The sequence below is a fragment of the Salinibacillus aidingensis genome (genome assembly GCF_039522525.1).
In the GTDB taxonomy this organism is placed as follows: domain Bacteria; phylum Bacillota; class Bacilli; order Bacillales; family Alkalibacillaceae; genus Salinibacillus; species Salinibacillus aidingensis.
This window is the reverse complement of record NZ_BAAADO010000001.1, coordinates 282,631-307,717: the sequence shown is the minus strand read 5'-3', so window position 1 is coordinate 307,717 and position 25,087 is coordinate 282,631. Positions and strand designations below refer to the sequence as shown.

Below are 25,087 nucleotides of genomic sequence, written 5' to 3'. Positions count from 1 at the left end.
AAGTAACTGGCCGTAATCCCCCCATTGATGGAAGTTTCACTTTATCTAAAAATGCTCGCTCAACGTTCTTTAACCTTTAGGAACCCATGAATCATATTGCATAGGTTTCTGTTTTACTATATGATAATTATATGCAATTTTTTGCGAAAGCAGGGAGGTGCTTAGGTGAATAATGTACTGATTGTTGGTGCTGGAAAAGGAGGTTCAGCTATTTTGAAAATTCTGGCTGACTCCGATGTGCTAAAAGTGGCAGGTATTGTTGATATTCACCCGGATGCACCAGGATTGAAACTGGCAAAGGATAATCATATTAAGACCGGTAATGATTATCGTGTTTGGCTTCAAAAGGATATTGATATCATTATCGAGGCAACAGGAAATCAGAAGGTCTATGAGGATATTCTAGCCCAAAAGCCGCCTGAAATGGTTGTGGTTCCCGGGGCGGTTGCTTATGTGACATCTAAACTGGTAGATGAAAAAGAAGCGTTGGTAAGTGAGTTGAAAAGTCATACGAAAACCCGTGATTTTATTTTGGATGCGATTCATGACGGGATGATTGTTATGGATCAGCATTACCAGGTAAGTTTTGTTAATAAAAGTGCAGAACGAATTCTTGGATTTAAAAGGGCTGAGATGCTTCACAAGCCGATTGAAGAAATTATTCCCTCTACTCGACTGCCGCATGTGTTTAAAGTAGGGAGAAAAGAGGTCAATCAGAAACTTCAATTACATAATGGAAAAAAGGTTATTACGACAAGGATTCCTATTATTAATTCAGCAAATAAAGCTGAAGGTGCATTTGCCGTTTTCAAAGACATTACTGAGGTTGTTAATCTGGCAGAGGAAATTACAGATTTAAAGGAAATAAAGACGATGCTCGAGGCGATTATTCAGTCCTCAGAAGAAGCCATTACAGTTGTGGATGAAAAGGGTAATGGACTCATGATTAACCCGGCCTATACACGTATTACCGGACTGACGGAAAAGGATGTTATAGGAAAACCGGCTACAGCGGATATTTCAGAAGGCGAGAGTATGCATTTAAAGGTCCTGAAAACACGTAGACCAGTAAGAGGTGTTCATTTAAAAGTAGGGCCTGCAAATAAAGATGTCATTGTGAATGTTGCTCCTATGATTGTTGACGGCAAGCTTAAAGGAAGTGTAGGTGTCATTCATGACGTGTCTGAAATACAATCTCTCACCTCTGAATTAAAACGTGCCAGACAAATTATCCGAAACCTTGAAGCTAAATATACTTTTGATGATATTATCGCAGAATCTACAGAAATGAATATAGCTTTGGAGCAGGCCAAAGTTGGTGCCAAAACACCTGCGACAGTTTTGTTAAGAGGAGAATCAGGCACAGGGAAAGAGCTGTTTGCGCATGCCATTCATAATGAGAGTACACGCAGACATAACAAATTTATTCGTGTGAATTGTGCAGCTATTGCAGAATCATTATTGGAGAGTGAACTATTTGGTTATGAAGCAGGCGCATTCTCTGGAGCGAAGCAAAATGGGAAACGAGGTTTATTTGAAGAAGCACACAATGGCAGCATATTCCTGGATGAAATTGGTGAGTTGTCTCTCAACACACAGGCCAAGCTTTTGCGTGTGTTACAGGAGGGAGAAATTGTTCGGGTAGGGGGTACGAATCCAGTAACGATTGACACAAGGATTATTGCTGCGACAAATGTAAATCTGGAAAAAGCGATTATGCAGGGAGAATTTCGTGAGGATTTGTATTATCGTTTAAACCGATTACCGATTTATATCCCGCCCCTAAGAGAACGCCTGGATGATTTACCGGCACTGATTCATCACCTTATTCAGAAATTAAATCAGGATTATGGACGTCAGGTGAAAGCTATTAGTCAGGAGGCCATTCAGAGTTTAACCAATTATCATTTTCCGGGAAATGTTCGAGAGTTAGAGAATATTATTGGTCGTGCCATGATTTATATGAATCATACAGAAGATGAAATTATAGCAGAACACATTCCCAAATTTACAAGTCAGATAAAGTCTGAATCGACCGAGGAAAAGCTTCCTGCTCCTAACCTTAAGAACATGACTCTTCAGGATGCGCTGAACGAATATGAAAAACAGGTTTTAATTAGGGTGCTGGAAGAAAATCAATATAATAAAACAAAAACTGCAAGGCGATTGGGAATCTCTATTCGAAATCTTTATTACAAGCTGGACAAGCATAATATTGACAAAAGTAACATGCAAAATCATTCATGAATGCAAAAAGTTGCAGACAGTTTTCCACATAAAATGAAGCGTTTTCATAAAAAAGGGTTGGCATGGCTTTTGCATGTATTTATAATGGAGGCTGTTTCGCGATAGATACAGAGGTGAGGAACATGAAATTAACAGCGTTGCATGAAAAATTAACCCGGGATAAAGCAGAAAGAACCATTGCTTTAGCACAAGCAGCAGATCCGGAAGTACTAAAGGCTGTCAAGCATACACTTGAAATGAAGGTTGCTGGATTTAGATTATTTGGCGATATTGGACATATTCGAGCCTATGCTGAAGAGGTTGGTCTGGATTTAAATCAAGACAACATTGAAGTCTTCCATACAGAAAATTTTGGGGAAGCCGCTCAACGTGCAGTTCAGGATGTTCATCACAAAAAAGCAGACGTTTTAATGAAAGGTAACCTTTCGACAAAACAGCTCTTAAAACAGGTATTGAACAAGGAACATGGTTTAAGAACTTCACGTGTATTGAGCCATGTAGCTGTTTTTGAAATACCTGAACAGAATCGATTGATTTATCTGACAGATGCAGCTATGAATCTTACACCTGATTTAAAAACGAAAGCTGAAATCATTCAAAATGCCGTTGATGTTTACCGAAAAGTCGATCAGAACACACCTAAGGTAGCAGCTCTTGCGGCAGTGGAGGTTGTGAACCCTTCTATGCCGGCAACTGTAGATGCAGCTGCCTTATCACAAATGCAAAAAAGAGGGCAAATAAAGGATTGTATCGTGGATGGACCTCTGGCGTTTGATAATGCATTCTCTATGGAATCCGTTCATGAAAAAGGTATTAAGTCTGAGGTTGCAGGTCAGGCAGACATACTGGTGGTACCTGAATTAGAAACAGGGAATGCTTTATATAAGTCATTTATTTATTTTGCAGGAGCAAAGGTTGCATCTGTGATCAGTGGAGCCGCTGCACCAATCGTGCTTACCTCCCGTTCAGATACACATGAAAGTAAGCTCTATTCAATCATACTGGGGCTATTAACAGCCGATCACAACAAATAAGAGGGGGATATCTTTATGGAATTATTTAAGTATATGGAACATGATGAGTATGAACAGGTTCTGTTTTGTCAGGATCAGGCATCAGGTTTGAAAGCAATCATTGCCATCCATGATACATCACTGGGTCCGGCACTTGGGGGAACGAGAATGTGGACCTATGAATCAGAGGAAGATGCTTTGATTGATGCATTAAGACTGTCAAAGGGGATGACCTATAAGAATGCGGCTGCAGGACTGAATCTTGGCGGAGGTAAAACGGTCATTATAGGTGACCCTAAAAAGGATAAAAATGAAGCGATGTTTCGAGCATTCGGTCGTTATATTCAGGGGCTGGGTGGCCGTTATATCACAGCAGAAGACGTAGGGACGACGGTACACGATATGGATACTATATATCAGGAAACCAATTATGTAACAGGAATTTCCCCTGCCTTTGGTTCATCCGGAAATCCTTCTCCGGCAACTGCTTATGGTGTTTATCGGGGAATGAAGGCTGCAGCAAAGGAAGCCTTTGGAACAGACAGTCTTGAAGGAAGAGTTGTCGCCGTACAAGGAGTCGGTAATGTTGCTTATCAGCTCTGCAGGCATCTTCATGAAGAAGGAGCACAGCTGGTCGTTACAGATATTGATAAGAATGCCGTTCAGAGAGCTGTGGATGATTTTGAGGCAAAAGCTGTCGATCCAGATGATATATATGATGTGGACTGTGATATTTATGCTCCATGTGCTTTAGGCGCAACAATTAATGATGAAACCATACCCAGGTTGTCAGCTAAAGTAGTTGCTGGCTCAGCTAACAATCAATTAGCAGAGTCGAGACATGGAGATGTTTTATATGAAAAGGGAATTGTCTATGCACCTGATTATGTAATTAATGCTGGAGGGGTCATCAATGTTGCTGATGAGCTTTATGGATATAATCGGGAAAGGGCAATGAAAAAAATCGAGACCCTTTATGACAACATTACAAAAGTGTTTGAGATTTCCAAACGTGATCATATTCCAGCCAATGTTGCTGCTGACCGTATGGCAGAAGAAAGAATTTCAGGTCTGCACAAATCCAGAAGTACTTTTTTACAGGATGAACACCACGTGATATCCAGGAGATAACGAATGATGTATGTACGCATGTGAAATCATTGGAGGTTATTATGTTGCAGCAAAAGAACTTTCGAATTTTAGTGATCAACCCAGGCTCAACCTCTACAAAGATGGGTGTTTTTGATAATCATCAGTGTATATTTGAAAAAACCATCAGACATTCATCCGATGAAATAAATTCCTTTCCAAACCTGTTTGATCAATATGATTTCAGAAAGCAAATGATCTTAGAGCATCTGGATTATGAAGGGATAAATATTTCCAGGCTGGATGCCGTTTGCGGGCGAGGGGGACTTCTGCGCCCCATCAAAGGAGGAACTTATACTGTTAATAACCAGATGCTCAAGGATTTAAAGGAAGGCTATAATGGAAAGCATGCTTCTAACCTGGGAGGGATTATAGCCCATGAAATAGCTTTAGGCTTAAACATTCCGGCATTTATCGTAGACCCTGTTGTGGTTGATGAATTGGAAGACCTGGCGAGATATTCAGGTGTTCCGGAAATTCCACGTAAAAGTATTTTTCATGCATTGAATCAAAAAGCTGTGGCCCGTAAAGCTGCCGTAGATTTAAATAAGCGGTACGAGGAAACGAATCTTGTTGTCACACATATGGGTGGGGGTATTACAGTAGGTGCCCATAAAAAAGGCCGGGTTGTGGATGTGAATAATGGTCTCCATGGTGATGGACCGTTTTCACCAGAAAGAGCAGGTACAGTACCTGCCGGTGATTTAATTTCCTTAAGCTTCAGCGGGGAGTATTTTATAGACGAAATGATGAAAAAAATTGTTGGTCATGGTGGTCTGATGGGGTACCTGAAAACCAATGATGCCCGGGAAGTGGAAAAGCGAATCAAGCACGGTGATAAGGAAGCGGAAGAAGTTTATGAGGCTATGGCCTATCAGGTAGCTAAGGAAATCGGCAGTGCATCGGTGGTATTAGAAGGTAAAGTAGATGCAATTGTCCTTACAGGCGGACTCGCTTATGATGAATCCTTTGTAGATATGATTAAAAAACGGGTGAAATGGATTGCGGATATTTGGACGTACCCAGGAGAGGATGAACTGCTGGCGTTGGCTGAAGGGACCTTACGCGTTTTAAATGGGGAAGAGGACCCTAAGACTTATCCACAGTCTATATAGATAGAAAGGAGTGAAAGAAAATGGCAGAAGACTATGATTTAGTCATTCTTGGTGGTGGAACAGGGGGATATGTGGCTGCTATAAGGGCCAGTCAACTAGGATTAAAAACCGCTATCGTTGAGAAGGGCAACCTTGGAGGAACGTGTCTTCATAAAGGTTGTATTCCATCCAAGGCCTTATTGCGCAGTGCTGAGGTATTTCGTCAGGCTAAAGAGGCAGCCGAATACGGAATTGAACTAACATCCCCCAAAATAAATTTCGTTAAAGTTCAAGAACGAAAACAAAGAATTGTCGATCAATTACATACAGGTGTCCAGTCGCTGATGAAAAGAGGTAAAATCGATATTTTTGAAGGATTTGGCCGTATATTAGGTCCGAGTATTTTTTCACCAGTCCCTGGAACGATATCCGTTGAAATGAACAATGGCGAGGAAAATGCCATGCTCGTTCCTAAAAATGTACTCATTGCAACGGGATCCAGGCCGAATACACTTCCCGGTTTAGATATTGATGGAAAATTTGTCTTAACTTCAGATGAAGCATTGGAACTTGAGGAGCTTCCGGAATCAATGATTATTGTAGGTGGAGGCGTAATCGGCATCGAATGGGCATCTATGCTTGCCGACTTTGGTGTTGACGTGACGATTCTTGAATATGCAGACCGTATTCTCCCTGCTGAGGATCAGGATATATCTAAAGAAATGACCCGATTACTGAAGAAGAAAGGAATTAAAATTGAAACGGGTGCTAAAGTCCTTCCAGACACGCTAAAGAAGGAGAATGGTGTTCAAATTTCAGCAGAAAAGAAGGGGCAGAGAAAAGACTTTACTGCCAGTAAGCTGCTGGTGTCAGTCGGCCGTTCAGCCAATATCGAGAACATTGGTCTGGAAAATACTGATATTCAAGCTGAGCAGGGAGTTATACAAACGAATTCATACTATCAGACTAAAGAATCCCATATTTATGCCATTGGAGATGTGATTGGCGGCTTGCAGCTGGCCCATGTGGCATCACATGAAGGGAAGCTTGCTGTTGAGCATATGGCAAACGAAGAACCTTATCCATTGAAACAGGAGGAAATACCAACCTGTATTTACTCAAATCCTGAGGCAACCAGTGTTGGTCTGACAGAACAGGAAGCGAAAGATCAAGGGTATGAAGTTAAAATCGGGAAATTTCCTTTTAAAGCCATTGGGAAAGCCCTCGTTCAAGGTGAATCAGATGGTTTTGTAAAAATTGTAGCTGATAGAAACAGTGATGATCTGTTGGGCGTTCATATGATTGGTCCTCATGTGACAGACATGATTACGGAAGGGACGCTTGCCAAAGTGCTGGATGCCACACCATGGGAGTTATCCGAAACGATTCATCCTCATCCATCCTTAACAGAGGGGATGGGAGAAGCAGCTTTAGCCGTTGATGGAAAGCAGATACACGGATAATGATAAGCAGAAGTTATTAAAGGAGGGGTATTGATGACACAAAATCGCCACAAATCATTGGGATTGACAGATGAGCAGGTGCTGGATATCTATAGGCACATGCTTCTGGCCAGAAAAATAGATGAAAGAATGTGGCTGTTAAATCGGGCAGGAAAGATTCCGTTTGTTATCTCCTGTCAGGGACAGGAAGCCGCACAGGTGGGAGCATCCTTTGCATTGGATCGTGATCAGGATTATGTTGCTCCTTATTATCGTGATCTGGGAGTGGTATTGGCTTTTGGAATGACTGCAAAAGAATTAATGCTGTCAGGATTTGCGAAAGCTGAAGACCCTAATTCCGGCGGACGTCAGATGCCAGGTCATTTTGGTCAAAGGAAAAACCGGATTTTAACTGGATCATCGCCGGTAACCACCCAGGTTCCCCATGCTGTAGGAGTTGCTTTAGCAGCCAAGATGGAAAAGAAAGACATTGCTTCCTTTGTAACGTTAGGAGAGGGATCTTCTAACCAGGGCGATTTCCACGAAGGCTTAAATTTTGCTGGTGTCCACAAATTACCTGTGATTACTATGGTCGAAAATAATAAATATGCCATATCCGTCCCATTAGAAAAACAGCTTGGAAGTAAATCTGTCTCCGATCGAGCCCAGGGATACGGTATGCCGGGAGTAACCATAGATGGCAATGATCCATTAGCTGTTTATGAAGCTGTCCGGGATGCCAGACAACGTGCTGTGAATGGAGAGGGACCAACTTTAATTGAAACGGTATCCTACAGGTTTACTGCCCATTCAAGTGATGATGACGACCGGACCTACCGTGAAAAGGAAGAAGTGGAAGAAGCTAAAAAGAAGGATGCTTTAATTACATTTGGCGACTATTTAAAGCAAAATGGCATTTTAACCGATGACATCGAAAACGAGCTTCATTCAGAAATAGATAAAATGGTAAATGAAGCCACGGAATACGCAGAAAACGCACCGTATGCTGATTCGGAAAGCACCCTGCGTTATGTCTATGCAGAGTAAAGGAGGGGGATAACGATGCCTGTAATATCATATATTCAAGCTGTGACTCAAGCGATGCAGGAGGAAATGAGGCGAAACGAGAAGGTTTTTGTTTTAGGTGAGGACGTCGGGAAAAAAGGTGGCGTGTTCAGGGCCACTGACGGTCTCTATGACGAGTTTGGCGAAGAACGGGTGATCGATACACCTCTGGCAGAATCGGCTATTGCCGGAGTGGGGATTGGAGCAGCTATGTATGGCATGAGGCCTGTTGCCGAAATGCAATTTGCAGACTTTATTATGCCTGCTGTCAATCAGATTATATCCGAAGCAGCCAAAATTCGTTATCGTTCAAACAATGACTGGCATTGCCCGATTACTATTCGAGCTCCTTATGGCGGGGGCGTGCACGGTGCTTTATATCATTCCCAGTCAGTGGAATCGGTGTTTGCCAATCAGCCCGGCCTTAAAATCGTCATGCCATCCACCCCGTATGATGCAAAAGGACTACTTAAAGCAGCTATAAGGGATGAAGATCCTGTTTTATTTTTTGAACATAAGCGTGCCTATCGACTATTAAAAGGTGATGTACCTGAGGATGATTATGTATTGCCTATTGGAAAAGCCGATGTTAAACGAGAAGGAACAGATATTACCGTCATTACATATGGCCTCGGTGTTCATTTTGCTCTTCAGGCTTCTGAAAAGCTAGAGGAAGAGGGGATTTCCCCACACATTTTAGATTTGCGGACGGTTTATCCTCTCGATAAAGAAGCGATTATTGAGGCAGCGAGAAAAACGGGAAAAGTGCTGCTGGTCACTGAAGATAATAAAGAAGGCAGTATACTAAGTGAAGTTTCAGCAATCATTTCGGAAAACTGCTTGTTTGATTTAGATGCACCCGTACAACGACTCGCAGGACCAGATGTACCCGCGATGCCTTTTGCGCCTCCAATGGAAAAGTATTTTATGATCAACCCGGAAAAAACCGAAAAAGCCATGCGGGAACTAGCAGAATTTTAGGTAGAAAAGCGGAGGCGACCGGGAGCCGCAGCTGGACAAAGAAAAGCGAAGGCGACCGTTTAGTCTGAAAACAAAAGGAGGGATAAGATGGCAACGGAAAGAATACACATGCCTCAGCTTGGAGAGAGTGTAACTGAGGGAACAATCAGTACCTGGCTTGTGAGTGAAGGTGACCAGGTGAATAAATATGATCCGATAGCTGAGGTTATGACGGATAAAGTGAATGCGGAAGTACCATCATCCTTTACAGGAAAAATAACAGAGCTCGTTGCATCAGAAGGCGATACGATTTCTGTTGGGGACTTAATGTGTTATATAGAGACGGAAGGAAGTTCAGAAGCTACTGAAACGCAAGCGGAAGAAACTACAGCTGCACAAACAGAGGAAGCAGTGGATCATTTTGAGGAAAAGCCGATGAAAAAACGCTATTCACCAGCTGTACTTCGCTTAGCACAGGAGCATGATATTGATTTGAATCATGTTGAAGGGTCTGGTCGTGGAGGACGTATTACACGAAAAGATTTAGAAAAGATCATTCAAACAGGTGATATACCTAAACCAGCCTCTCAGCCAGGCTCGGGAAAATCAGACAGAGATGTCACAGAGCCTGTTAAGGATTCCGAAAAACAGACAGTATCTCCGACGGATTCTGTTACTTCAGGAGATGGAGATATCGAAATTCCTGTAACAGGAGTGCGTAAAGCCATTGCTCAAAACATGGTCCGGTCTAAGCAGGAGATTCCTCATGCATGGATGATGGTTGAGGCTGATGTAACAGACTTAGTAAAGGCAAGAGATGAACTGAAAAATGAGTTTAAACAGAAGGAAGGCTTCAGTCTTACTTACTTTGCCTTTTTTGTAAAAGCTGTTGCACAGGCGCTTAAGGAATATCCGCAATTAAACAGTACCTGGGCTGGAGATAAAATTATTCAGCGAAAGGACATTCATCTATCAATTGCTGTAGCAAAGGATCAGGAATTGTTTGTACCGGTTATTAAAAATGCGGATGAGAAGAGTATTAAAGGCATTGCTAAAGATATCCACAACCTTGCTTCTAAGGCCAGGAGCGGAAAACTGACTCAGGATGATATGCAAGGTGGAACATTTACAGTTAATAATACCGGTTCGTTTGGATCCGTACAGTCCATGGGGGTTATTAACCATCCTCAGGCAGCCATATTACAGGTTGAATCCATTGTTGAGAAGCCTGTGATTATCAATGGAATGTTTGCTGCCAGACATATGGTAAACCTTTGTTTATCCCTTGATCACCGTATTTTAGATGGTCTGGTCTGTGGAAACTTCTTGAAGCGGTTGAAAGAAATTCTGGAAAATATGTCATCGGATAGTACTTCCGTTTATTAACAAATGTTGTCATATAGCCTTCTATAAAACAACAGAAATTAACAAATTTATCTTCAAATGTTTTATCACTCACTGGGAATTCTAAATGGATGAAGGAGGTTGATAGGGATGGCCAATCAACAAAGAAGAAATTGGTTACCAATCCTTGCATCCGTTGGAATTGGTGCTGCTGCTTTTTACAGTATGCGTCAAGGTAATGGCGTGGGTAAAATGGCTCAGAAAATGACTGGAATGGGCGGCCAAAGTCAGAACCAGACACAAAACCATCAGACCAGCCAGTTATCTTAATGATTTAATTAGGGCAGATTCTTACTGAGGAATCTGCCCTTTTGTTTATATGGAATTGTAATTAAAAACAGCTTATTGTAGATAAGGAATCATGATAGGCCACGTCCGGCTCCACCGACTAGCGAGACTTCCTTCACCTCGTCCGATATGTCAACATCGACTCACGCTGTTCGCCGTGTTTCCTTTTCCGCGTGTTAACTGGCTGTAAGACCCCCTGTAAGAAATAAGTGGGGGTCAACAGCCAGTAAACACCCGATTTGTTCAACTAACAATCCGTGGGGGATGAACCCCCACTGATTGAAGTTTCACTTTATCTCCTCCGGCTCAGTCCAGTCTGTACGTCGCTAATAGAAAAGCGGAGGCGACTGTTCAGGTCATGCGGGATAAGACGAAGACATGGAGTGGCATGTTTTTGGCCACGTAATGTCTTTGTCTTATATCCGCCTTGACCTAGGAGCCGCAGCTGGACAAACGGGCGCTTCCGCCTTTGTTATACCTTCTATTTGAAAGTTTTATCCAATGTTGGTATGATATTGGTATACTTAGATCATCTGGAAGGAGATGAATACTTATGGATTTTAACCTATTTATGCAGGACATTGTAGATAAAGCCAGAGAAGAAGTAACTTCTGTGGGGTATGAAGAACTGAAGACTCCTGAAGAAGTTGACGCAGCAATGAAACAGAATGGTACAGCAATGGTTATGGTAAATTCAACATGTGGTTGTGCAGGAGGAGTAGCCCGTCCGGCAGCAGCAAACGCTGTTCATTATGATAAGCGTCCGGAGCACCTGTATACAGTATTTGCGGGACAGGACCGGGAAGCCACATCCAGAGCTCGAGAGTACTTTGAAGGATATGAACCATCTTCTCCATCCTTTGCATTACTTAAAGATGGAAAGATTTTAAAAATGGTCGAGCGTCATGAAATTGAATCTTCAGAGCCTCATGAAGTTGTCAACCAGCTGCAGAACCTGTTTGATGAATATTGTGAAGAAGTATAAAGGTGATGGTTAACAGCCATCCCTTTTTCTTTTGTTGAGGAGTAAACGGCTTATAGATACCAAATAATAGGTAAGAAAAAAATAAACAAAAGGGGTCAACTTTGCAGTGAAAATTGGCTACCGAACATTAAAAACAGCAATTGGTACACCGATTGCTATCTTCATCGCACAATTACTTCAATTGGAAAACTATATCTCTGCGGGTATATTGGTTATTTTATGTATTAAAGTGACGAGAAAACGCTCTGTGCTGGCTTCCTGGCATCGTTATGCAGCCTGTCTGTTAGCCATGGTATTCAGTTTTGCTGTCTTTGAACTACTTATTGGCTATCATCCAATTGCTATTGGAATTTTGCTGTTATTATTTATACCTGCCACAGTCAAATTAAAAATTACTGAAGGTATTGTAACGAGTTCAGTTATTATTTTGCATTTATATGGTTCTAATTCCATTACCTTAGATTTGATCTGGAATGAAGTTGTGTTAATTTCTGTCGGAATAGGAACGGCATTAATCCTGAATTTATATATGCCTTCCCTTGAGGATAATTTAAAGAATATGCAACAAAGAGTGGAAGAGAACTTTAGAATCATTTTAAAAGAAATTGCCAGGTTTTTAGAAACAGGCGATGAGAGCTGGACAGGAAAAGAGTTTAATGAAGCTGCCAATGATCTTGAAAAGGCGAGTGCTTTAGCCTACCAGGATGTTGAAAATCATTTATTACGAAGCCATCATACGTATCATTATTACTTTCGTATGCGTTCTAAGCAATTCGAGGTATTGGAAAGAATGCTCCCGCTGATTAGCCGGATTTCCAGTGTAAATGATCAGGCAAAAGAAATGGCTGGTTTTTTTGATGATTTGGCAGAGGGTATTCACCCTGGGAACACGGCGCATATTTATTTAGATAGATTGAAGAAATTACGTGAAACGTTCAGACATACAGAGCTGCCAAAAACAAGAGAAGAATTCGAAGTTCGTGCCAGTTTATTTACCTTGTTAAACGAAATTGAACAATACCTGATTATTAAAAAACATACAAAACACATTTTAAAATAAACAAAAGCCCTTATCGTTTTTAGTGAAAACGTTAAGGGCTTGTTTTTTTCCGGAGTACTTAGGTTAACCACATTCCTGCACCGGCAAGCAATGAGCTTAAAAGCATGGCAATAACCATTAAATATATAACGACTTTCATACGCTTTTCTCTTTTTGACTTTTTCGGTTTCGTTTGAACAGCTGTATTTTGATTATTCTTTTTCTTCTTCGCTTTTGCCATTCTTTTCGTCCCCCTTACATAATCCTTCTTATATTTTACAGTGAAACGGCAGAAAGGACAAGATGTGACTCTGAAAAATGGTCCTGCTTCAGGTATATAATTATTGAAAGGTGAGTTAATTTTTAGAAAATTAACTTGACAGTCAAAAAATGAATATATAGAATCGAATTAACTAAATTATTTGATTTTTCAGGGAAGTGAGCATGTTGTCATTACGTGAACGAAAAGCCGCAAAGAAAAAGAAAGAGATTATTCAGTCAGCCGTGAGCATCATTGGCGAAAGAGGCTTTCATGCGACAACAATGGAGGAGATTGCTTCAAAGCTGCTGATGACAAAAGGATCTGTATATTACTACTTTAAGGATAAGCAGGACCTTCTTTACCAGAGCCAAAAAATGCTTTTGGAGCAGAGCATACATAATATAGAAACCATCATAGAGGAAAAAAGTGAATTACAGGAAAAATTGCATAAAGTGTTAACGCTTCATGTTGAATATCTGCTGAAAGAGCGCACTGGTTTTGAAATTGGCGCCAAGCCTGAACAGTTGTTTTCCGGTGATCCGTTAAAAGAAATTCTGTCCCTGCGTGATCAATATAGTCGTTATATTGACCAGCTTATTCTGAAAGGTATTGAGGCAGGAGTCTTTCAAAATGTAAATGTAAAAATTGTTCGCAATCTTATTCTGGGGGCATTAAATTCGGTCATTGAGTGGTACTCCTTTGAGGGACAAAAAAGTAAAACAGAAATAGCTGATCTGATTAGTGATTATTTGCTTCGTATCCTGAAAAAGGGTTCTTCACAGCCATAACTATTCAGAAAAATGAAAGAGATTACAGAGAGAGGGGAGAATGCTTATGAGAGAAGCGGTGATTGTAGAAGCAGTAAGAACTCCTGTAGGTAAACGTAACGGACTATTAAGCGGGATTCGGGCAGATGAACTGGCTGCAAAACCGCTTAAGGAAGTGGTGAAAAGGGCTGGGATTTCAGCAGAACTGATAGATGACGTCATCTTAGGCTGTGTATCCCAGGTCGGCGAACAGGCGCTGGATATAGCCAGAATATCCGCGTTAATGGCTGACTATCCCATGGAGGTTCCAGGTACAACCATTGATCGTCAGTGCGGTTCCAGCCAGCAAGCTGTACATTTTGCTGCACAGGCTATTTTAAGTGGAGATATGGATATCGTCGTGGCAGGTGGTGTGGAAAGTATGTCACGGGTTCCTATAGGCTCGAATCGTCTGGATGCTGACTTTAGTGAGGAATTGACTTCTAAGTATGAAATGATCCATCAGGGCTTATCCGCTGACCGAATTGCAGAGAAATGGGAATTTAGCCGTAAGGAGCTCGATGAATTTTCTCTGGAAAGTCATCGAAAGGCCGTACAGGCGAGAAAAGAGGGACGGTTTGATAAGGAGATTATGCCATTAGAAGTAAACCTCCCAGATGGAACTTCTGCAGCTATGAAAGATGATGAAGGACCGAGAGAGAATACAAGTCTGGAGAAGCTGAGTTCTTTAAAGCCATCCTTTAAAGAAGAAGGGAATATTACAGCAGGGAATTCCAGTCAGATAAGTGACGGGGCAAATGCAATTCTTATGATGTCCAGAGAAAAAGCAGAGGAACTGGGATTAAAACCGCGGTTTCGTGTCGTTGCCAGATCCGTAACCGGTTCTGATCCGACCCTTATGTTAACAGGACCTATCCCCGCGACGGAAAAGGTATTGGAAAAAGCCGGGCTATCGATTCATGATATTGATTTATTTGAGGTGAATGAGGCCTTTGCTTCCGTTCCGTTGGCGTGGCTCAAGGAAACCGGAGCAGATCCGGATAAATTAAATGTGAGTGGAGGGGCCATTGCTTTAGGGCATCCATTAGGGGCCAGCGGAGGACGCTTGATGATTACGTTATTGCATGAACTGGAAAGAACAGGCGGTCGATATGGACTGCAGACGATGTGCGAAGGTCATGGAATGGCAAATGCAACCATTATAGAAAGACTGGATGAACAGTAAAGCGAAGACAATCCGGAAGACTTAGCAGGACAAAGAAATGCTTAGGTGTTCACACGGACATAGGAAATAAGAGTAAGGGGGACAGATAGTGCCATTAAAATCGATTCGTGTTCTCGACTTAACACGATTATTACCTGGTCCATACTGTACGATGCTGTTAGCCGACTTTGGCGCTGAAGTCATAAAGGTTGAGGATCCAATGATGGGGGATTATGCCAGAGCTTATGAGCCAAAAATTGATGAGAAAAGCGCCTTTTTTCATTCTCTGAACAGAAATAAAAAAAGCATCTGTTTAAATTTAAAAAGTCCTGAAGAAAAGCAATACTTTCTACGCTTAGTGGAAGAAACCGATATCGTTGTGGAGTCCTTTCGACCCGGTGTGATGGAAAAACTGGGTCTGGATTATCAAACCCTAAGGGATATTAACCCGGGATTAATTTACTGTTCCATTACAGGTTATGGGCAAACAGGTCCTTATAGGGATAAACCAGGTCATGATATTAATTATATAAGCTATGCCGGTTTATTAAATTTGATGGGGGAGCGAGATGGAAAGCCCGTCGTCCCTGCAGCTCAAATCGCGGATATTGGTGGAGGTGCACTGCCTGCAGCAATTGGCATATTACTTGCTTTAATTGAAAGAGGAAAGTCAGGAAGAGGGCAATTTGTTGATATCTCTATGCTAGATGGAGTTCTATCCTGGCTGCAAATACTGCTTCCTGGATACTTAACAAACCATATCGAGCCGGAAAGGGGCAAACAGACGTTAAGTGGTGCCCTTGCCTGCTATGAAGTTTATCAAACAAAGGATGATCGCTGGTTGTGTCAGTCCGGTTCATACCTTTAATGAAGTGATTGCCAGCCCGCAGGTTTCAGCCCGGCAAATGCTTCAGAATATTCCTCAGCAAACGAATTCCGTTCAGCACCCAGGTATACCGATAAAGCTATCTGAAACACCAGGTACAATTCGATCGCAAGCGCCTGAACATGGAGAGCATACAAAGCAAATTTTATGTCAATTCGGTGTGAAAAAGAAATAAACTTATAGAAAGGTGATTGAAATGGTTAATCAGACTGTAAAAGAATTGAGGGGTTCCGTAGATATTCCTGTAATGATTGCCCCTATGTTTTTAATTAATAATCCAAAAATGGTGATTAATGGTTGTGCATCAGGAGTTATTAGTACTTTTCCAGCCTTAAACGCTCGAACTGGTGAAATTTTAGAGGATTGGATGAAGGAAATTACCTCTGAACTTCAACAATTAAAAGAAGAAAACCCTCATCAGAAAATAGGACCTTGGGGAATCAACTTTATTGTACATAGGTCGAATAAACGTTATGTGGAAGATTTAAATTTAATCGAAAAGTATCAGCCGCCAGTCGTGATTACTTCTTTGGGAGATCCGGGACCTGTAGCTGAAATTGTTCATCAATACGGAGGAGTTGTGTTCTCGGATGTGATTAATATTAAGTATGCTGAGAAGGCGATAGAAAAAGGGGCAGATGGTCTTGTTCTTGTTGCCAGTGGTGCAGGCGGGCATGCCGGAACCTTTAATCCGATTTCGTTTGTGCATGAGGTTCGGGAATTTTTTGATGGTCCCATCGCTTTATCAGGCGGAATGACAAAAGGTGAAGATATTCTGGCAACGGAAGTGCTTGGTGCTGATTTTTCCTATATGGGAACCCGTTTTATTCCATCAGTGGAAAGCTCAGCTCAGGATGCTTATAAAGATATGATTGTTGATTCATCCATTGAGGACATTATCTATACAGACGCTTTTAGCGGTGTGAATGCCAATTACCTCGTACCAAGTATTGAAAAGGCAGGTATGGATCCTGCAAATCTTAAGAAAAAAGAAACCATAGATTTCTCGGAATTACGAAATAAGGACGTAAAAGCCTGGAAGGATATCTGGGGTGCAGGTCAAGGAGTGGGTGCCATTAATCGAACCCAGCCTGTTGCGGACATCGTAGAAGAATTAAAAACGGAATATAAAAGTGCTATTGAAAAAGTATCCCGGAAAAAAGAAGAGACCGTGTAATCCGCGTGATTTTGGAGTCCCTATCACCATCTTACTGAAGACAGGGGGGATTTTATGAAAAGACCATTTTTAAAAGAGGAACATGAGATTTTCAGAGAGTCCTTACAGAAGTTTCTGGCAAAAGAAGCCGCTCCTTTCTATCAACAATGGGAACAGGATAAACAGGTTCCGCGATCCTTTTGGAAAAAGGCAGGGGAGCAAGGCTTTTTATGTCCGCAAGTTGACGAAAAGTATGGAGGGTTAAACGCTGATTTCGGTTATTCCGTTGTCATATCTGAGGAATTTGAGAAAATCGGGACGGCTATGACAGGATTTGGCCTTCATAATGATATCGTCATTCCATATATTGAAACATACGGGAATGCGGAACAGAAAAATCGCTGGCTGCCCAAAGCAACAACGGGTGAAATGATTTCCGCAATCGCTATGACTGAACCAGGTGCGGGTTCGGATTTAGCAGCTGTCAAAACAACAGCCATCCGTGATGGTGATGACTACATCATTAATGGGGAAAAAACCTTTATTACAAACGGGCATTCTGCAGATTTAGCCGTAGTGGTATGCAAAACTGATCCTAAAGCATATCCGCCCCATAAAGGGATTAGTCTGATTGTTGTTGAAAGGGGTACGCCAGGTTTTAAACGAGGGAAAAAATTGAACAAAGTCGGTCAGCATGCCAATGATACCAGTGAACTCATTTTTGAAGATGCCCGTGTTCCCGCTGCAAATTTATTAGGTGAAGAAGGAAAAGGGTTCTATTATTTAATGAATCAATTACAGCAGGAACGTTTAATGGTGGCTATACAGACAGTAGCCGGAATTGAAAGAATGCTGGATCTGACGATTGATTATGTCAGAGAGCGGGAAGCCTTTGGCAGAAGGATCAGCAAATTTCAAAACACCCAATTTAAGCTGGCCGAACTGAACACCGAGCTTTCGATTGGAAGAACCTTTGTGGATCGATTAGTGGAAGAGCACATGGCCGGAGAGGAAATTGTTGATGAAGTATCGATGGCAAAATGGTGGACGACAGACCTGGCCCAGAAGGCAGCTGTTGAATGCATGCAGCTTTTTGGGGGCTTTGGGTATATGGAAGAATATGAGATCGCCCGCAGATATCGGGATGTTGCAGTCACTTCGATTTACGCCGGCACCAATGAAATCATGAAAAATATTATTGCGAAAAATATGGGGTTATAACGATATAAGGATGTGAATTTTTAAGGTGCCTCGTTTACATGACGCATTACACTCATGTGAAGAGGCACCTTGGTTTGGTTCAGTTATTTTAAACAAAATGATGCAAGCCCATTTTGACAAATAAAATAGAATAGATTTCCTCTAGTTAATAGGAATTTATGATTTTTTATCGAATTTATTAGGATTAGGACAACGTGAAGGAGGTTCCATGATGAATAAAGATCCTAAACAGGCTCAACAGGAATGGGAAAAAGCGGTTGAAAAGGCTACTCATCGTTTTCCCGAACGAAAAGACTCATTTCAAACCAGTTCTGACATCGAAGTAGAACGATTATACACACCGGAAAATAAAGATGAGAAATATGTAGAAAAATTGGGATTTCCTGGGCAATACCCGTACACAAGAGGGATACAGCCTACCATGTACCGGAGCAGGTTCTGGACCATGCGTCAATACGCCGGCTTTGGTTCTGCAAAGGAAACAAACGAGCGTTTTCGTTATTTGCTGGATCAGGGACAAACCGGCCTTTCTGTGGCATTTGATTTACCTACACAGATTGGTTATGACTCCGACGATCCGATGTCTGAGGGGGAAGTCGGAAAAGTGGGGGTTGCGATTGATACCCTTAAAGATATGGAGGATTTATTAGACAAAATTCCTTTGGATCAGGTCAGTACATCGATGACGATTAATGCACCGGCCTCTGTTTTATTGTGCATGTACATAGCTGTTGGGGAAAAACAGGGGGTTTCTAAGGAAGCATTAACCGGAACGATTCAAAATGACATTTTAAAGGAATATATAGCCAGAGGTACATATATTTTTCCGCCTAAGCCTTCTATGCGTTTGATTACGAATATTTTTGAGTATTGTCAGCAGTATGTGCCTAAGTTTAATACCATCAGCATTTCCGGCTATCATATCCGGGAAGCAGGCTCGACTGCTGTTCAAGAAGTCGCTTTTACACTGGCAAATGGTATGGCCTATGTGGACGCGGCTTTAAACAGTGGACTGGAAGTAGACCAGTTTGCCCCACGTTTAGCTTTCTTTTTCAATGCGCATAACAACTTTTTTGAAGAGGTGGCGAAATTTAGAGTGGCAAGAAGACTATGGGCAAAAATCATGAAGGAACGCTATGGAGCAGAAAACCCGAAAAGCTGGAAGCTCCGTTTTCATACACAGACAGGTGGCTCAACGCTTACAGCTCAGCAGCCGGATAATAACATTGTACGAGTAACTTTACAGGCACTATCAGCTGTGTTAGGCGGAACACAGAGCCTGCACACCAATTCCAGGGATGAAGCCTTGGCTTTACCGACTGAAGAGTCTGCTCGAATTGCGCTTCGTACCCAGCAGATTATTGCTCATGAAAGCGGTGTCGCTGATACTGTTGACCCACTGGCAGGTTCCTATTATGTCGAATCGTTGACAGATCAGATGGAAGAAGAAGTCGAAAAATATTTAGATAAAATTGAAGAGCTTGGTGGCGCTGTACAGGCAGTAGAAGAAGGCTACATGCAACGGGAAATTCATCAGGCTGCCTATGAAACCCAGAAAAACATAGAAAATGAAGAGGAAATTGTTGTTGGTTTGAACGAATTTCAAGTGGACGAAGAGGTTAATCCTGATTTACTTAAAGTGGATGATGAACTGGAGAGCAGTCAAATTCAAAGCCTGCAAAACGTTAAAGAAGAACGCAATCAGGTACACGTAAATCAAGCTTTAAATGACTTGGAAGAAGCAGCCCAAAACACAAATGAAAATCTAATTCCATATATTTTAAATGCCGTCAAAGCCTACGCTTCTGTCGGTGAAATTTGTAATGTTTTAAGACAAGAATTCGGTGAATACGTGGGCTAAACATTGAATAATCATGGATGGAGACAAAAGGGGAGATATACACATGACTAAAAAAATTCGCGCACTGATTGCAAAACCGGGCCTGGATGGACATGACCGGGGAGCACTGATTATTGCGCAGGTTTTACGTGACCATGGGATGGAAGTGATTTATACAGGACTGCGACAGTCACCTGCACAAATTGCACAGGCTGCTGTACAGGAGGATGCAGATGTTGTGGGTCTTTCCTCACTGTCAGGAGCCCACCGGTCGTTGTTTCCTAAAGTAGTCGAGCAATTAAAGGAAAGACAGGCTGAGGATATACCTGTCATTGGCGGTGGTGTTATTCCTGCAGAAGATATTCCTTTTTTAGAAGAAAAAGGGGTTCAAAAGGTATTTACCCCGGGAACACCGACGGAATATATTGCAAATTATATAAAGCAGCTGGTTACGCCGCAAGATATGAAGGGAACGGAGCCTCCTGAGAAGATCTCTCATATCGGAATTGCGGTAAAAAGCCTGGAGAAAACGATGCCCTTTTATGATCAGGTTTTAGGCTTGAAATTGCACGGTGTTGAGAAGGTTCCATCAGAAGGTGTAAAAGTTGCCTTTTTTAAAATCGGGGAAACCTCAATAGAACTATTGGAACCTTTATCGGATGCCTCTCCTATTCATTCATTTATTGAGAAAAAAGGGGAAGGTATTCATCATATAGCTCTTGAGGTAACTGATTTAAGTGAGCGTTTACAGCATTACCGTAATCAAAATATTCCTTTAATCAATGAGGAACCCAAAAAGGGAGCGAATGGAGCAGAGATTGCCTTTCTTCACCCGAAAGCAGCTAATGGCGTATTATACGAACTTTGCAATCACAAGGGGGACTCGTAATGGATATCTTTGATAAAATCAATGAACTCTATGATAAACGGCGATCAGTTGAGCTTGGCGGGGGTGATGAAAAAATTCAGAAACAGCGGGACAAGGGGAAATTGACAGCACGAGAACGGATTGATTACCTACTGGATGAGGGCTCATTTGTCGAGCTTAATCCTTTTATGGAACCACGTACAAGTGATTTCGGCATGAAAGATGCACCTGGTGAAGGCGTCGTAACTGGTTTTGGTAAAATCGACGGGCGTGATGTCTATTTATTTGCCCAGGATTTCACGGTATATGGCGGGGCTCTTGGAGAAATGCACGGGAAAAAGATTGCGGCTGTCATGGATTTAGCCGCTAAAAATGGAACCCCTTTTATAGGTCTGAATGATTCAGGTGGTGCCAGAATTCAGGAAGGCGTCGCATCCTTAGATGGATATGGTCATGTTTTTTACCGAAATTCTATATACTCCGGCGTCATTCCGCAGATTTCTGTCATTATGGGTCCTAGTGCGGGAGGAGCTGTTTATTCCCCGGCCATTACCGATTTTGTCATTATGGTGGAAAAAACCTCAAAAATGTTTATTACGGGACCAAAGGTAATTGAAACTGTAACAGGCGAACAAATCAGCTCCGAGGATTTAGGGGGAGCTAAGGTTCATAATACAAAGAGTGGAAATGCTCATTTAAAGGCTGAAAATGAAGAAGAGGCCCTCGATTGCGTTCGTAAGCTCATGAGTTACTTACCATCTAATTATCAGGAAAAACCTCCAGTTAAAGAAGTAGATGACCAGGAGGAAGATTTACCTGATCTTAATGAAAAAATTCCTTTTGATCCTGTACGTCCATATGATGTACGAACGATTGTAGAAGAAGTAGTGGATCAGGATTCCTTTTTTGAGATTCACCCGGAGTTTGCCAAAAATATTGTAGTAGGATTTGCAAGGGTGAAAGGAAAGCCTGTTGGTTTAGTTTGCAATCAACCTAAATTTATGGCTGGTGGTTTGGATATTGACTCAAGTGACAAAGCTTCAAGATTTATCCGGATGTGTGATGCCTTTAACATCCCTTTGATTACGTTTGAAGATGTCACCGGATTTTTCCCGGGAATTAAGCAGGAGCATGGAGGCATCATTCGACATGGGGCTAAAATTTTGTATGCGTATTCAGAGGCGACTGTACCAAAAATCACGATTATCACACGTAAAGCATATGGAGGGGCATATGTAGCTTTAAATAGTAAATCGATTGGTGCGGATTTAGTGTTTGCATGGCCGAACGCTGAGATTGCTGTTATGGGACCGGATGGCGCGGCTAACATTATTTTTGCCAAAGAAATAAAAGAGAGTGATGACCCTGAGGCGACACGACAGGCAAAAATTGCAGAATACAGGGCGAAATTTGCCAATCCTTATGTTGCAGCCGGGCTTGGTATGGTCGATGATGTCATTGAACCAAGAGAAACAAGACAAGCGCTGATTAAGTCATTGGACATGTTAAAGAATAAAACGGAGGAAAGACCGAAGAAAAAACATGGAAATATGCCATTATAAGTGGTATGAATTGACTTATTCGTTCATTTTATATATTCTTAATCACGCAAAGTAAAGAGTGATAAGGACTAAATTACAAATACTATTTAACAGGAATGGGATTACCTAAGGAGGAAAACAAAATGACAGCAGTCGATCAGGAACGGATTTTGAATGAGTTTTTGGAGCTTGTCCAAATCGACTCTGAGACTAAGCACGAAGAAGAGATTTCCAATATATTAAAAAAGAAATTTTCAGATTTAGGCCTGGAAATCACTGAAGATCAGGCAAAGGAAAAAACAGGTTTTGGTTCAAATAATTTAATATGTACATTAAAAGGTACCAAGCCTGAAGCGGAACCGATTTATTTCACTTCACATATGGATACTGTTGCCCCAGGTAAAGGCGTGAAACCTTCTGTCAAGGATGGGTATATCGTATCTGATGGAACCACTGTCCTGGGAGCGGATGATAAAACAGGGCTTGCAGTGATGTTTGAAGCCATTCGCAATATAAAAGAAAATAACATTGAACATGGAGATATCCAATTTGTCATTACAGTAGGAGAGGAATCGGGATTAGTGGGATCTAAAGCTTTGGATTCTTCACTAGTCAAAGCCAAATATGGGTACGCTCTTGACAGTGATGGTCAGGTAGGGGATGTTGTCATAGCTGCGCCGACCCAGGCGAAGGTTAATGCAGACATTATTGGCAAAAAGGCTCATGCTGGTGTGGCACCTGAAAAGGGAGTTTCGGCTATCACCATTGCTGCAAAGGCTATTGCCAAAATGCCTCTTGGCCGAATTGATGAGGAAACAACTGCTAATATTGGCCGATTTGAAGGCGGCGGGGCTACGAATGTTGTTGCAGACCATGTAGCTATTTCCGCAGAGGCTCGCTCTCTTCAAAAAGAAAAAATGGAAGAACAGGTCGAGAAAATGAAAACGGCTTTTGAAGAAACGGCAGAAAAAATGGGTGGAAAAGCAGAAGTCGAAGTAAAAGTCGCTTACCCGGGATTCAAGCATAAAGAAGACGATCAGATTGTTCAAGTGGTGAAAAGTGCTGCCGAAAAAATTGGTCGTTCAAGTACTCCCCGTAAAAGTGGCGGTGGAAGTGATGCCAATGTTATCTCAGGATATGGGATTCCTACAGTAAACCTTGCTGTTGGTTATGAAGAAATTCATACAACAGATGAACGCATGCCGGTCAGCGAATTGGTCAATGCTGCAGAACTGGTCGCGGCGATTATAGAAGAAGCTGCAAAATAATTGACTGTATAAAAAACAAGTATGTGACATTCTGGTCATGTACTTGTTTTTTGTGGTTTGACCAAATTAAACCTGAAAAAAAATATGTTATAATGAACAAAGAACAAATGTTTTGTAAGCAGGTGTTAGGATGTCAAATCGCTTCCCTACGAAGGGTCGAATTATTTTTCATGTGGATATGAACAGCTTTTATGCCTCAGTTGAAGCGGCTTACAATCCTGATCTTAAGGGAAAGCCTTTAGCGATAGCCGGTAACCCCGAGCATCGAAAAGGGATTATTGTAACCAGCAGTTATGAGGCAAGAGCAAAAGGAGTCAAAACAACAATGCCTTTATGGCAGGCAAAGGAATTATGCCCGGAATTAATTGTAAAAACACCGAACTTTGACCGCTACCGTGAAGCATCACGCAATATGTTTGCTATTTTGGCTGACATCACACCTTATATCCAGCCTGTATCCATTGATGAGGGTTACATGGATATTACGGAATGTGCTGATTTGGGAACACCTTTGGAAATTGCCGAACGGATACAAATGAAAATCAAAGATGAGCTGGATTTGCCCTGCAGTATTGGAATTGCTCCCAATAAGTTTCTCGCTAAAATGGCCTCCGATATGAAAAAGCCAATGGGAATAACCGTTCTCAGAAAACGGGAACTGGAAGAAAAATTATGGCCTTTACCGATTGAAGAGATGTATGGGGTAGGAAAGAAAACCGCTGTAAAGCTGCAAAATTTAAAGATTAATACGATTGGTGACTTGGCTGCCTATGATGTCTATCAGCTGAAAACATTATTAGGGGTCAATGGAGAAAGATTGAAAAATCGGGCCAATGGCTATGACCCAACTCCAGTTGATCCTGATGCAGTCAGTATTTTTAAAAGTATAGGAAATTCACAGACGCTTCCCCATGATACGACTGATGAACGGGAAATTGATCGTCTTTTATATTCCTTGTCTGAAAAAGTCTCTGAACGTATGCAGCGGAAATCTGTGGTTTCAGAAAATATACAGGTGATGATACGTTACCATGACAGGAAGACCATCACCCGCAGTCAACAGCTCCATGATTATGTTGAATTAAAGGATGAAATCTTTAGTATTTCCTCCGAGCTTTTTTATGCCAACTGGAATGGTTCACCTATTCGTTTGTTAGGAGTTACTGCCCAGCAGCTGACCGAGAAGGATGAAATCACAAAGCAGCTCGATTTATTTACCTATGAAAACGAGGCAAAAAATGAAAAGCTGTATCAGGTTGTGGACGATTTATCAGAGAAATATGGAAAAGATGTGTTTAAGAAAACCATGGCTAATGATAACAGGCAGTCTATTTCTACTAGCTTTCAGAAGGATTTTTTAGATGATTTTAAGCATAAGTAGAACCCCA

At 41.7% G+C, this 25,087-nt stretch carries 23 protein-coding genes; 22 read left to right on the top strand and 1 reads right to left on the bottom strand.

Annotated features, from left to right (window positions below):
* Window positions 1–165 precede the first annotated feature (165 nt).
* From ABD006_RS01660 to ABD006_RS01610, 11 genes are all read left to right on the top strand, one after another.
* Complete coding sequence (locus ABD006_RS01660) at window positions 166–2,247, top strand: sigma 54-interacting transcriptional regulator (RefSeq protein WP_343836831.1); 2,082 nt, start codon at window positions 166–168, stop codon at window positions 2,245–2,247.
* 122 nt (window positions 2,248–2,369) lie between these two features.
* Window positions 2,370–3,281: a phosphate butyryltransferase gene (gene yqiS / locus ABD006_RS01655; RefSeq protein ID WP_343836829.1), complete on the top strand. Its 912-nt coding sequence runs from the start codon at window positions 2,370–2,372 to the stop codon at window positions 3,279–3,281.
* A 15-nt stretch (window positions 3,282–3,296) separates the two neighbouring features.
* Window positions 3,297–4,391 carry a Leu/Phe/Val dehydrogenase gene (locus ABD006_RS01650; protein ID WP_343836826.1) on the top strand — a complete coding sequence of 365 codons (1,095 nt, stop codon included), beginning with the start codon at window positions 3,297–3,299 and terminating at the stop codon, window positions 4,389–4,391.
* 41 nt (window positions 4,392–4,432) lie between these two features.
* Window positions 4,433–5,524, top strand: a complete 1,092-nt coding sequence (gene buk / locus ABD006_RS01645) for a butyrate kinase (protein WP_343837737.1) — start codon at window positions 4,433–4,435, stop codon at window positions 5,522–5,524.
* Window positions 5,525–5,544: 20 nt separating this feature from the next.
* Window positions 5,545–6,966 carry a dihydrolipoyl dehydrogenase gene (gene lpdA / locus ABD006_RS01640; RefSeq protein WP_343836824.1) on the top strand — a complete coding sequence of 474 codons (1,422 nt, stop codon included), beginning with the start codon at window positions 5,545–5,547 and terminating at the stop codon, window positions 6,964–6,966.
* 33 nt (window positions 6,967–6,999) lie between these two features.
* A complete protein-coding gene (locus tag ABD006_RS01635) occupies window positions 7,000–7,992 on the top strand; it encodes a thiamine pyrophosphate-dependent dehydrogenase E1 component subunit alpha (protein WP_343836822.1) in 993 nt (330 codons plus the stop codon).
* Between the two features lie 15 nt (window positions 7,993–8,007).
* A complete protein-coding gene (locus tag ABD006_RS01630) occupies window positions 8,008–8,991 on the top strand; it encodes an alpha-ketoacid dehydrogenase subunit beta (protein ID WP_343836820.1) in 984 nt (327 codons plus the stop codon).
* Window positions 8,992–9,078: 87 nt separating this feature from the next.
* Window positions 9,079–10,356 carry a dihydrolipoamide acetyltransferase family protein gene (locus tag ABD006_RS01625; protein WP_343836818.1) on the top strand — a complete coding sequence of 426 codons (1,278 nt, stop codon included), beginning with the start codon at window positions 9,079–9,081 and terminating at the stop codon, window positions 10,354–10,356.
* Window positions 10,357–10,464: 108 nt separating this feature from the next.
* Window positions 10,465–10,644: a hypothetical protein gene (locus ABD006_RS01620; RefSeq protein WP_343836815.1), complete on the top strand. Its 180-nt coding sequence runs from the start codon at window positions 10,465–10,467 to the stop codon at window positions 10,642–10,644.
* Window positions 10,645–11,209: 565 nt separating this feature from the next.
* The gene (locus tag ABD006_RS01615; protein WP_343837734.1) at window positions 11,210–11,647 is read left to right on the top strand and encodes a BrxA/BrxB family bacilliredoxin; all 438 of its coding nucleotides are present in this window, start codon (window positions 11,210–11,212) and stop codon (window positions 11,645–11,647) included.
* Window positions 11,648–11,753: 106 nt separating this feature from the next.
* Window positions 11,754–12,707: an aromatic acid exporter family protein gene (locus ABD006_RS01610; protein WP_343836813.1), complete on the top strand. Its 954-nt coding sequence runs from the start codon at window positions 11,754–11,756 to the stop codon at window positions 12,705–12,707.
* A 58-nt stretch (window positions 12,708–12,765) separates the two neighbouring features.
* On the opposite strand, the gene prli42 is transcribed toward ABD006_RS01610, so the two are convergent.
* Complete coding sequence (gene prli42, locus ABD006_RS01605; RefSeq protein WP_343836811.1) at window positions 12,766–12,927, bottom strand: stressosome-associated protein Prli42; 162 nt, start codon at window positions 12,925–12,927, stop codon at window positions 12,766–12,768.
* A gap of 206 nt (window positions 12,928–13,133) precedes the next feature.
* On the opposite strand from prli42, the gene ABD006_RS01600 reads away from it, so the two are divergent.
* From ABD006_RS01600 to ABD006_RS01550, 11 genes are all read left to right on the top strand, one after another.
* Window positions 13,134–13,736 (top strand): TetR/AcrR family transcriptional regulator, encoded by a 603-nt coding sequence (locus ABD006_RS01600; RefSeq protein WP_343836809.1) that lies wholly within the window; start codon window positions 13,134–13,136, stop codon window positions 13,734–13,736.
* Between the two features lie 46 nt (window positions 13,737–13,782).
* Entirely contained in the window at window positions 13,783–14,940 is a 1,158-nt protein-coding gene (locus ABD006_RS01595; protein ID WP_343836807.1) for a thiolase family protein, read from the top strand.
* 88 nt (window positions 14,941–15,028) lie between these two features.
* Window positions 15,029–15,787 (top strand): CaiB/BaiF CoA transferase family protein, encoded by a 759-nt coding sequence (locus ABD006_RS01590; RefSeq protein ID WP_343836805.1) that lies wholly within the window; start codon window positions 15,029–15,031, stop codon window positions 15,785–15,787.
* Window positions 15,729–15,980 (top strand): CoA transferase, encoded by a 252-nt coding sequence (locus ABD006_RS01585; protein WP_343836803.1) that lies wholly within the window; start codon window positions 15,729–15,731, stop codon window positions 15,978–15,980. Before ABD006_RS01590 ends, ABD006_RS01585 begins: the two co-directional genes overlap by 59 nt.
* Window positions 15,981–16,001: 21 nt before the next feature.
* Entirely contained in the window at window positions 16,002–16,982 is a 981-nt protein-coding gene (locus ABD006_RS01580) for an NAD(P)H-dependent flavin oxidoreductase (RefSeq protein ID WP_343836800.1), read from the top strand.
* Window positions 16,983–17,036: 54 nt separating this feature from the next.
* Window positions 17,037–18,182: an acyl-CoA dehydrogenase family protein gene (locus ABD006_RS01575; RefSeq protein ID WP_343836798.1), complete on the top strand. Its 1,146-nt coding sequence runs from the start codon at window positions 17,037–17,039 to the stop codon at window positions 18,180–18,182.
* A 211-nt stretch (window positions 18,183–18,393) separates the two neighbouring features.
* Window positions 18,394–20,043, top strand: a complete 1,650-nt coding sequence (locus ABD006_RS01570) for an acyl-CoA mutase large subunit family protein (protein ID WP_343836796.1) — start codon at window positions 18,394–18,396, stop codon at window positions 20,041–20,043.
* Between the two features lie 43 nt (window positions 20,044–20,086).
* The gene (gene mce / locus ABD006_RS01565) at window positions 20,087–20,911 is read left to right on the top strand and encodes a methylmalonyl-CoA epimerase (protein WP_343836793.1); all 825 of its coding nucleotides are present in this window, start codon (window positions 20,087–20,089) and stop codon (window positions 20,909–20,911) included.
* A complete protein-coding gene (locus tag ABD006_RS01560; RefSeq protein ID WP_343836790.1) occupies window positions 20,911–22,452 on the top strand; it encodes an acyl-CoA carboxylase subunit beta in 1,542 nt (513 codons plus the stop codon). The genes mce and ABD006_RS01560 overlap by 1 nt, the downstream gene beginning before the upstream one ends.
* Window positions 22,453–22,574: 122 nt before the next feature.
* Window positions 22,575–23,699 (top strand): M20/M25/M40 family metallo-hydrolase, encoded by a 1,125-nt coding sequence (locus ABD006_RS01555; RefSeq protein ID WP_343836788.1) that lies wholly within the window; start codon window positions 22,575–22,577, stop codon window positions 23,697–23,699.
* Window positions 23,700–23,829: 130 nt separating this feature from the next.
* Window positions 23,830–25,080 carry a DNA polymerase IV gene (locus ABD006_RS01550; RefSeq protein WP_343836786.1) on the top strand — a complete coding sequence of 417 codons (1,251 nt, stop codon included), beginning with the start codon at window positions 23,830–23,832 and terminating at the stop codon, window positions 25,078–25,080.
* Window positions 25,081–25,087 lie beyond the last annotated feature (7 nt).

Coding starts and splice junctions, on each gene's coding strand:
- ABD006_RS01570 (WP_343836796.1), top strand. CDS start 18,394: ATGAATAAAGATCCTAAACAGGCTCAACAGGAATGGGAAAAAGCGGTT.
- yqiS (WP_343836829.1), top strand. CDS start 2,370: ATGAAATTAACAGCGTTGCATGAAAAATTAACCCGGGATAAAGCAGAA.
- ABD006_RS01620 (WP_343836815.1), top strand. CDS start 10,465: ATGGCCAATCAACAAAGAAGAAATTGGTTACCAATCCTTGCATCCGTT.
- ABD006_RS01595 (WP_343836807.1), top strand. CDS start 13,783: ATGAGAGAAGCGGTGATTGTAGAAGCAGTAAGAACTCCTGTAGGTAAA.
- ABD006_RS01550 (WP_343836786.1), top strand. CDS start 23,830: ATGTCAAATCGCTTCCCTACGAAGGGTCGAATTATTTTTCATGTGGAT.
- prli42 (WP_343836811.1), bottom strand. CDS start 12,927: ATGGCAAAAGCGAAGAAGAAAAAGAATAATCAAAATACAGCTGTTCAA.
- buk (WP_343837737.1), top strand. CDS start 4,433: ATGTTGCAGCAAAAGAACTTTCGAATTTTAGTGATCAACCCAGGCTCA.
- ABD006_RS01555 (WP_343836788.1), top strand. CDS start 22,575: ATGACAGCAGTCGATCAGGAACGGATTTTGAATGAGTTTTTGGAGCTT.
- ABD006_RS01625 (WP_343836818.1), top strand. CDS start 9,079: ATGGCAACGGAAAGAATACACATGCCTCAGCTTGGAGAGAGTGTAACT.
- ABD006_RS01580 (WP_343836800.1), top strand. CDS start 16,002: ATGGTTAATCAGACTGTAAAAGAATTGAGGGGTTCCGTAGATATTCCT.
- ABD006_RS01635 (WP_343836822.1), top strand. CDS start 7,000: ATGACACAAAATCGCCACAAATCATTGGGATTGACAGATGAGCAGGTG.
- mce (WP_343836793.1), top strand. CDS start 20,087: ATGACTAAAAAAATTCGCGCACTGATTGCAAAACCGGGCCTGGATGGA.
- ABD006_RS01630 (WP_343836820.1), top strand. CDS start 8,008: ATGCCTGTAATATCATATATTCAAGCTGTGACTCAAGCGATGCAGGAG.
- lpdA (WP_343836824.1), top strand. CDS start 5,545: ATGGCAGAAGACTATGATTTAGTCATTCTTGGTGGTGGAACAGGGGGA.
- ABD006_RS01585 (WP_343836803.1), top strand. CDS start 15,729: ATGAAGTTTATCAAACAAAGGATGATCGCTGGTTGTGTCAGTCCGGTT.
- ABD006_RS01575 (WP_343836798.1), top strand. CDS start 17,037: ATGAAAAGACCATTTTTAAAAGAGGAACATGAGATTTTCAGAGAGTCC.
- ABD006_RS01650 (WP_343836826.1), top strand. CDS start 3,297: ATGGAATTATTTAAGTATATGGAACATGATGAGTATGAACAGGTTCTG.
- ABD006_RS01560 (WP_343836790.1), top strand. CDS start 20,911: ATGGATATCTTTGATAAAATCAATGAACTCTATGATAAACGGCGATCA.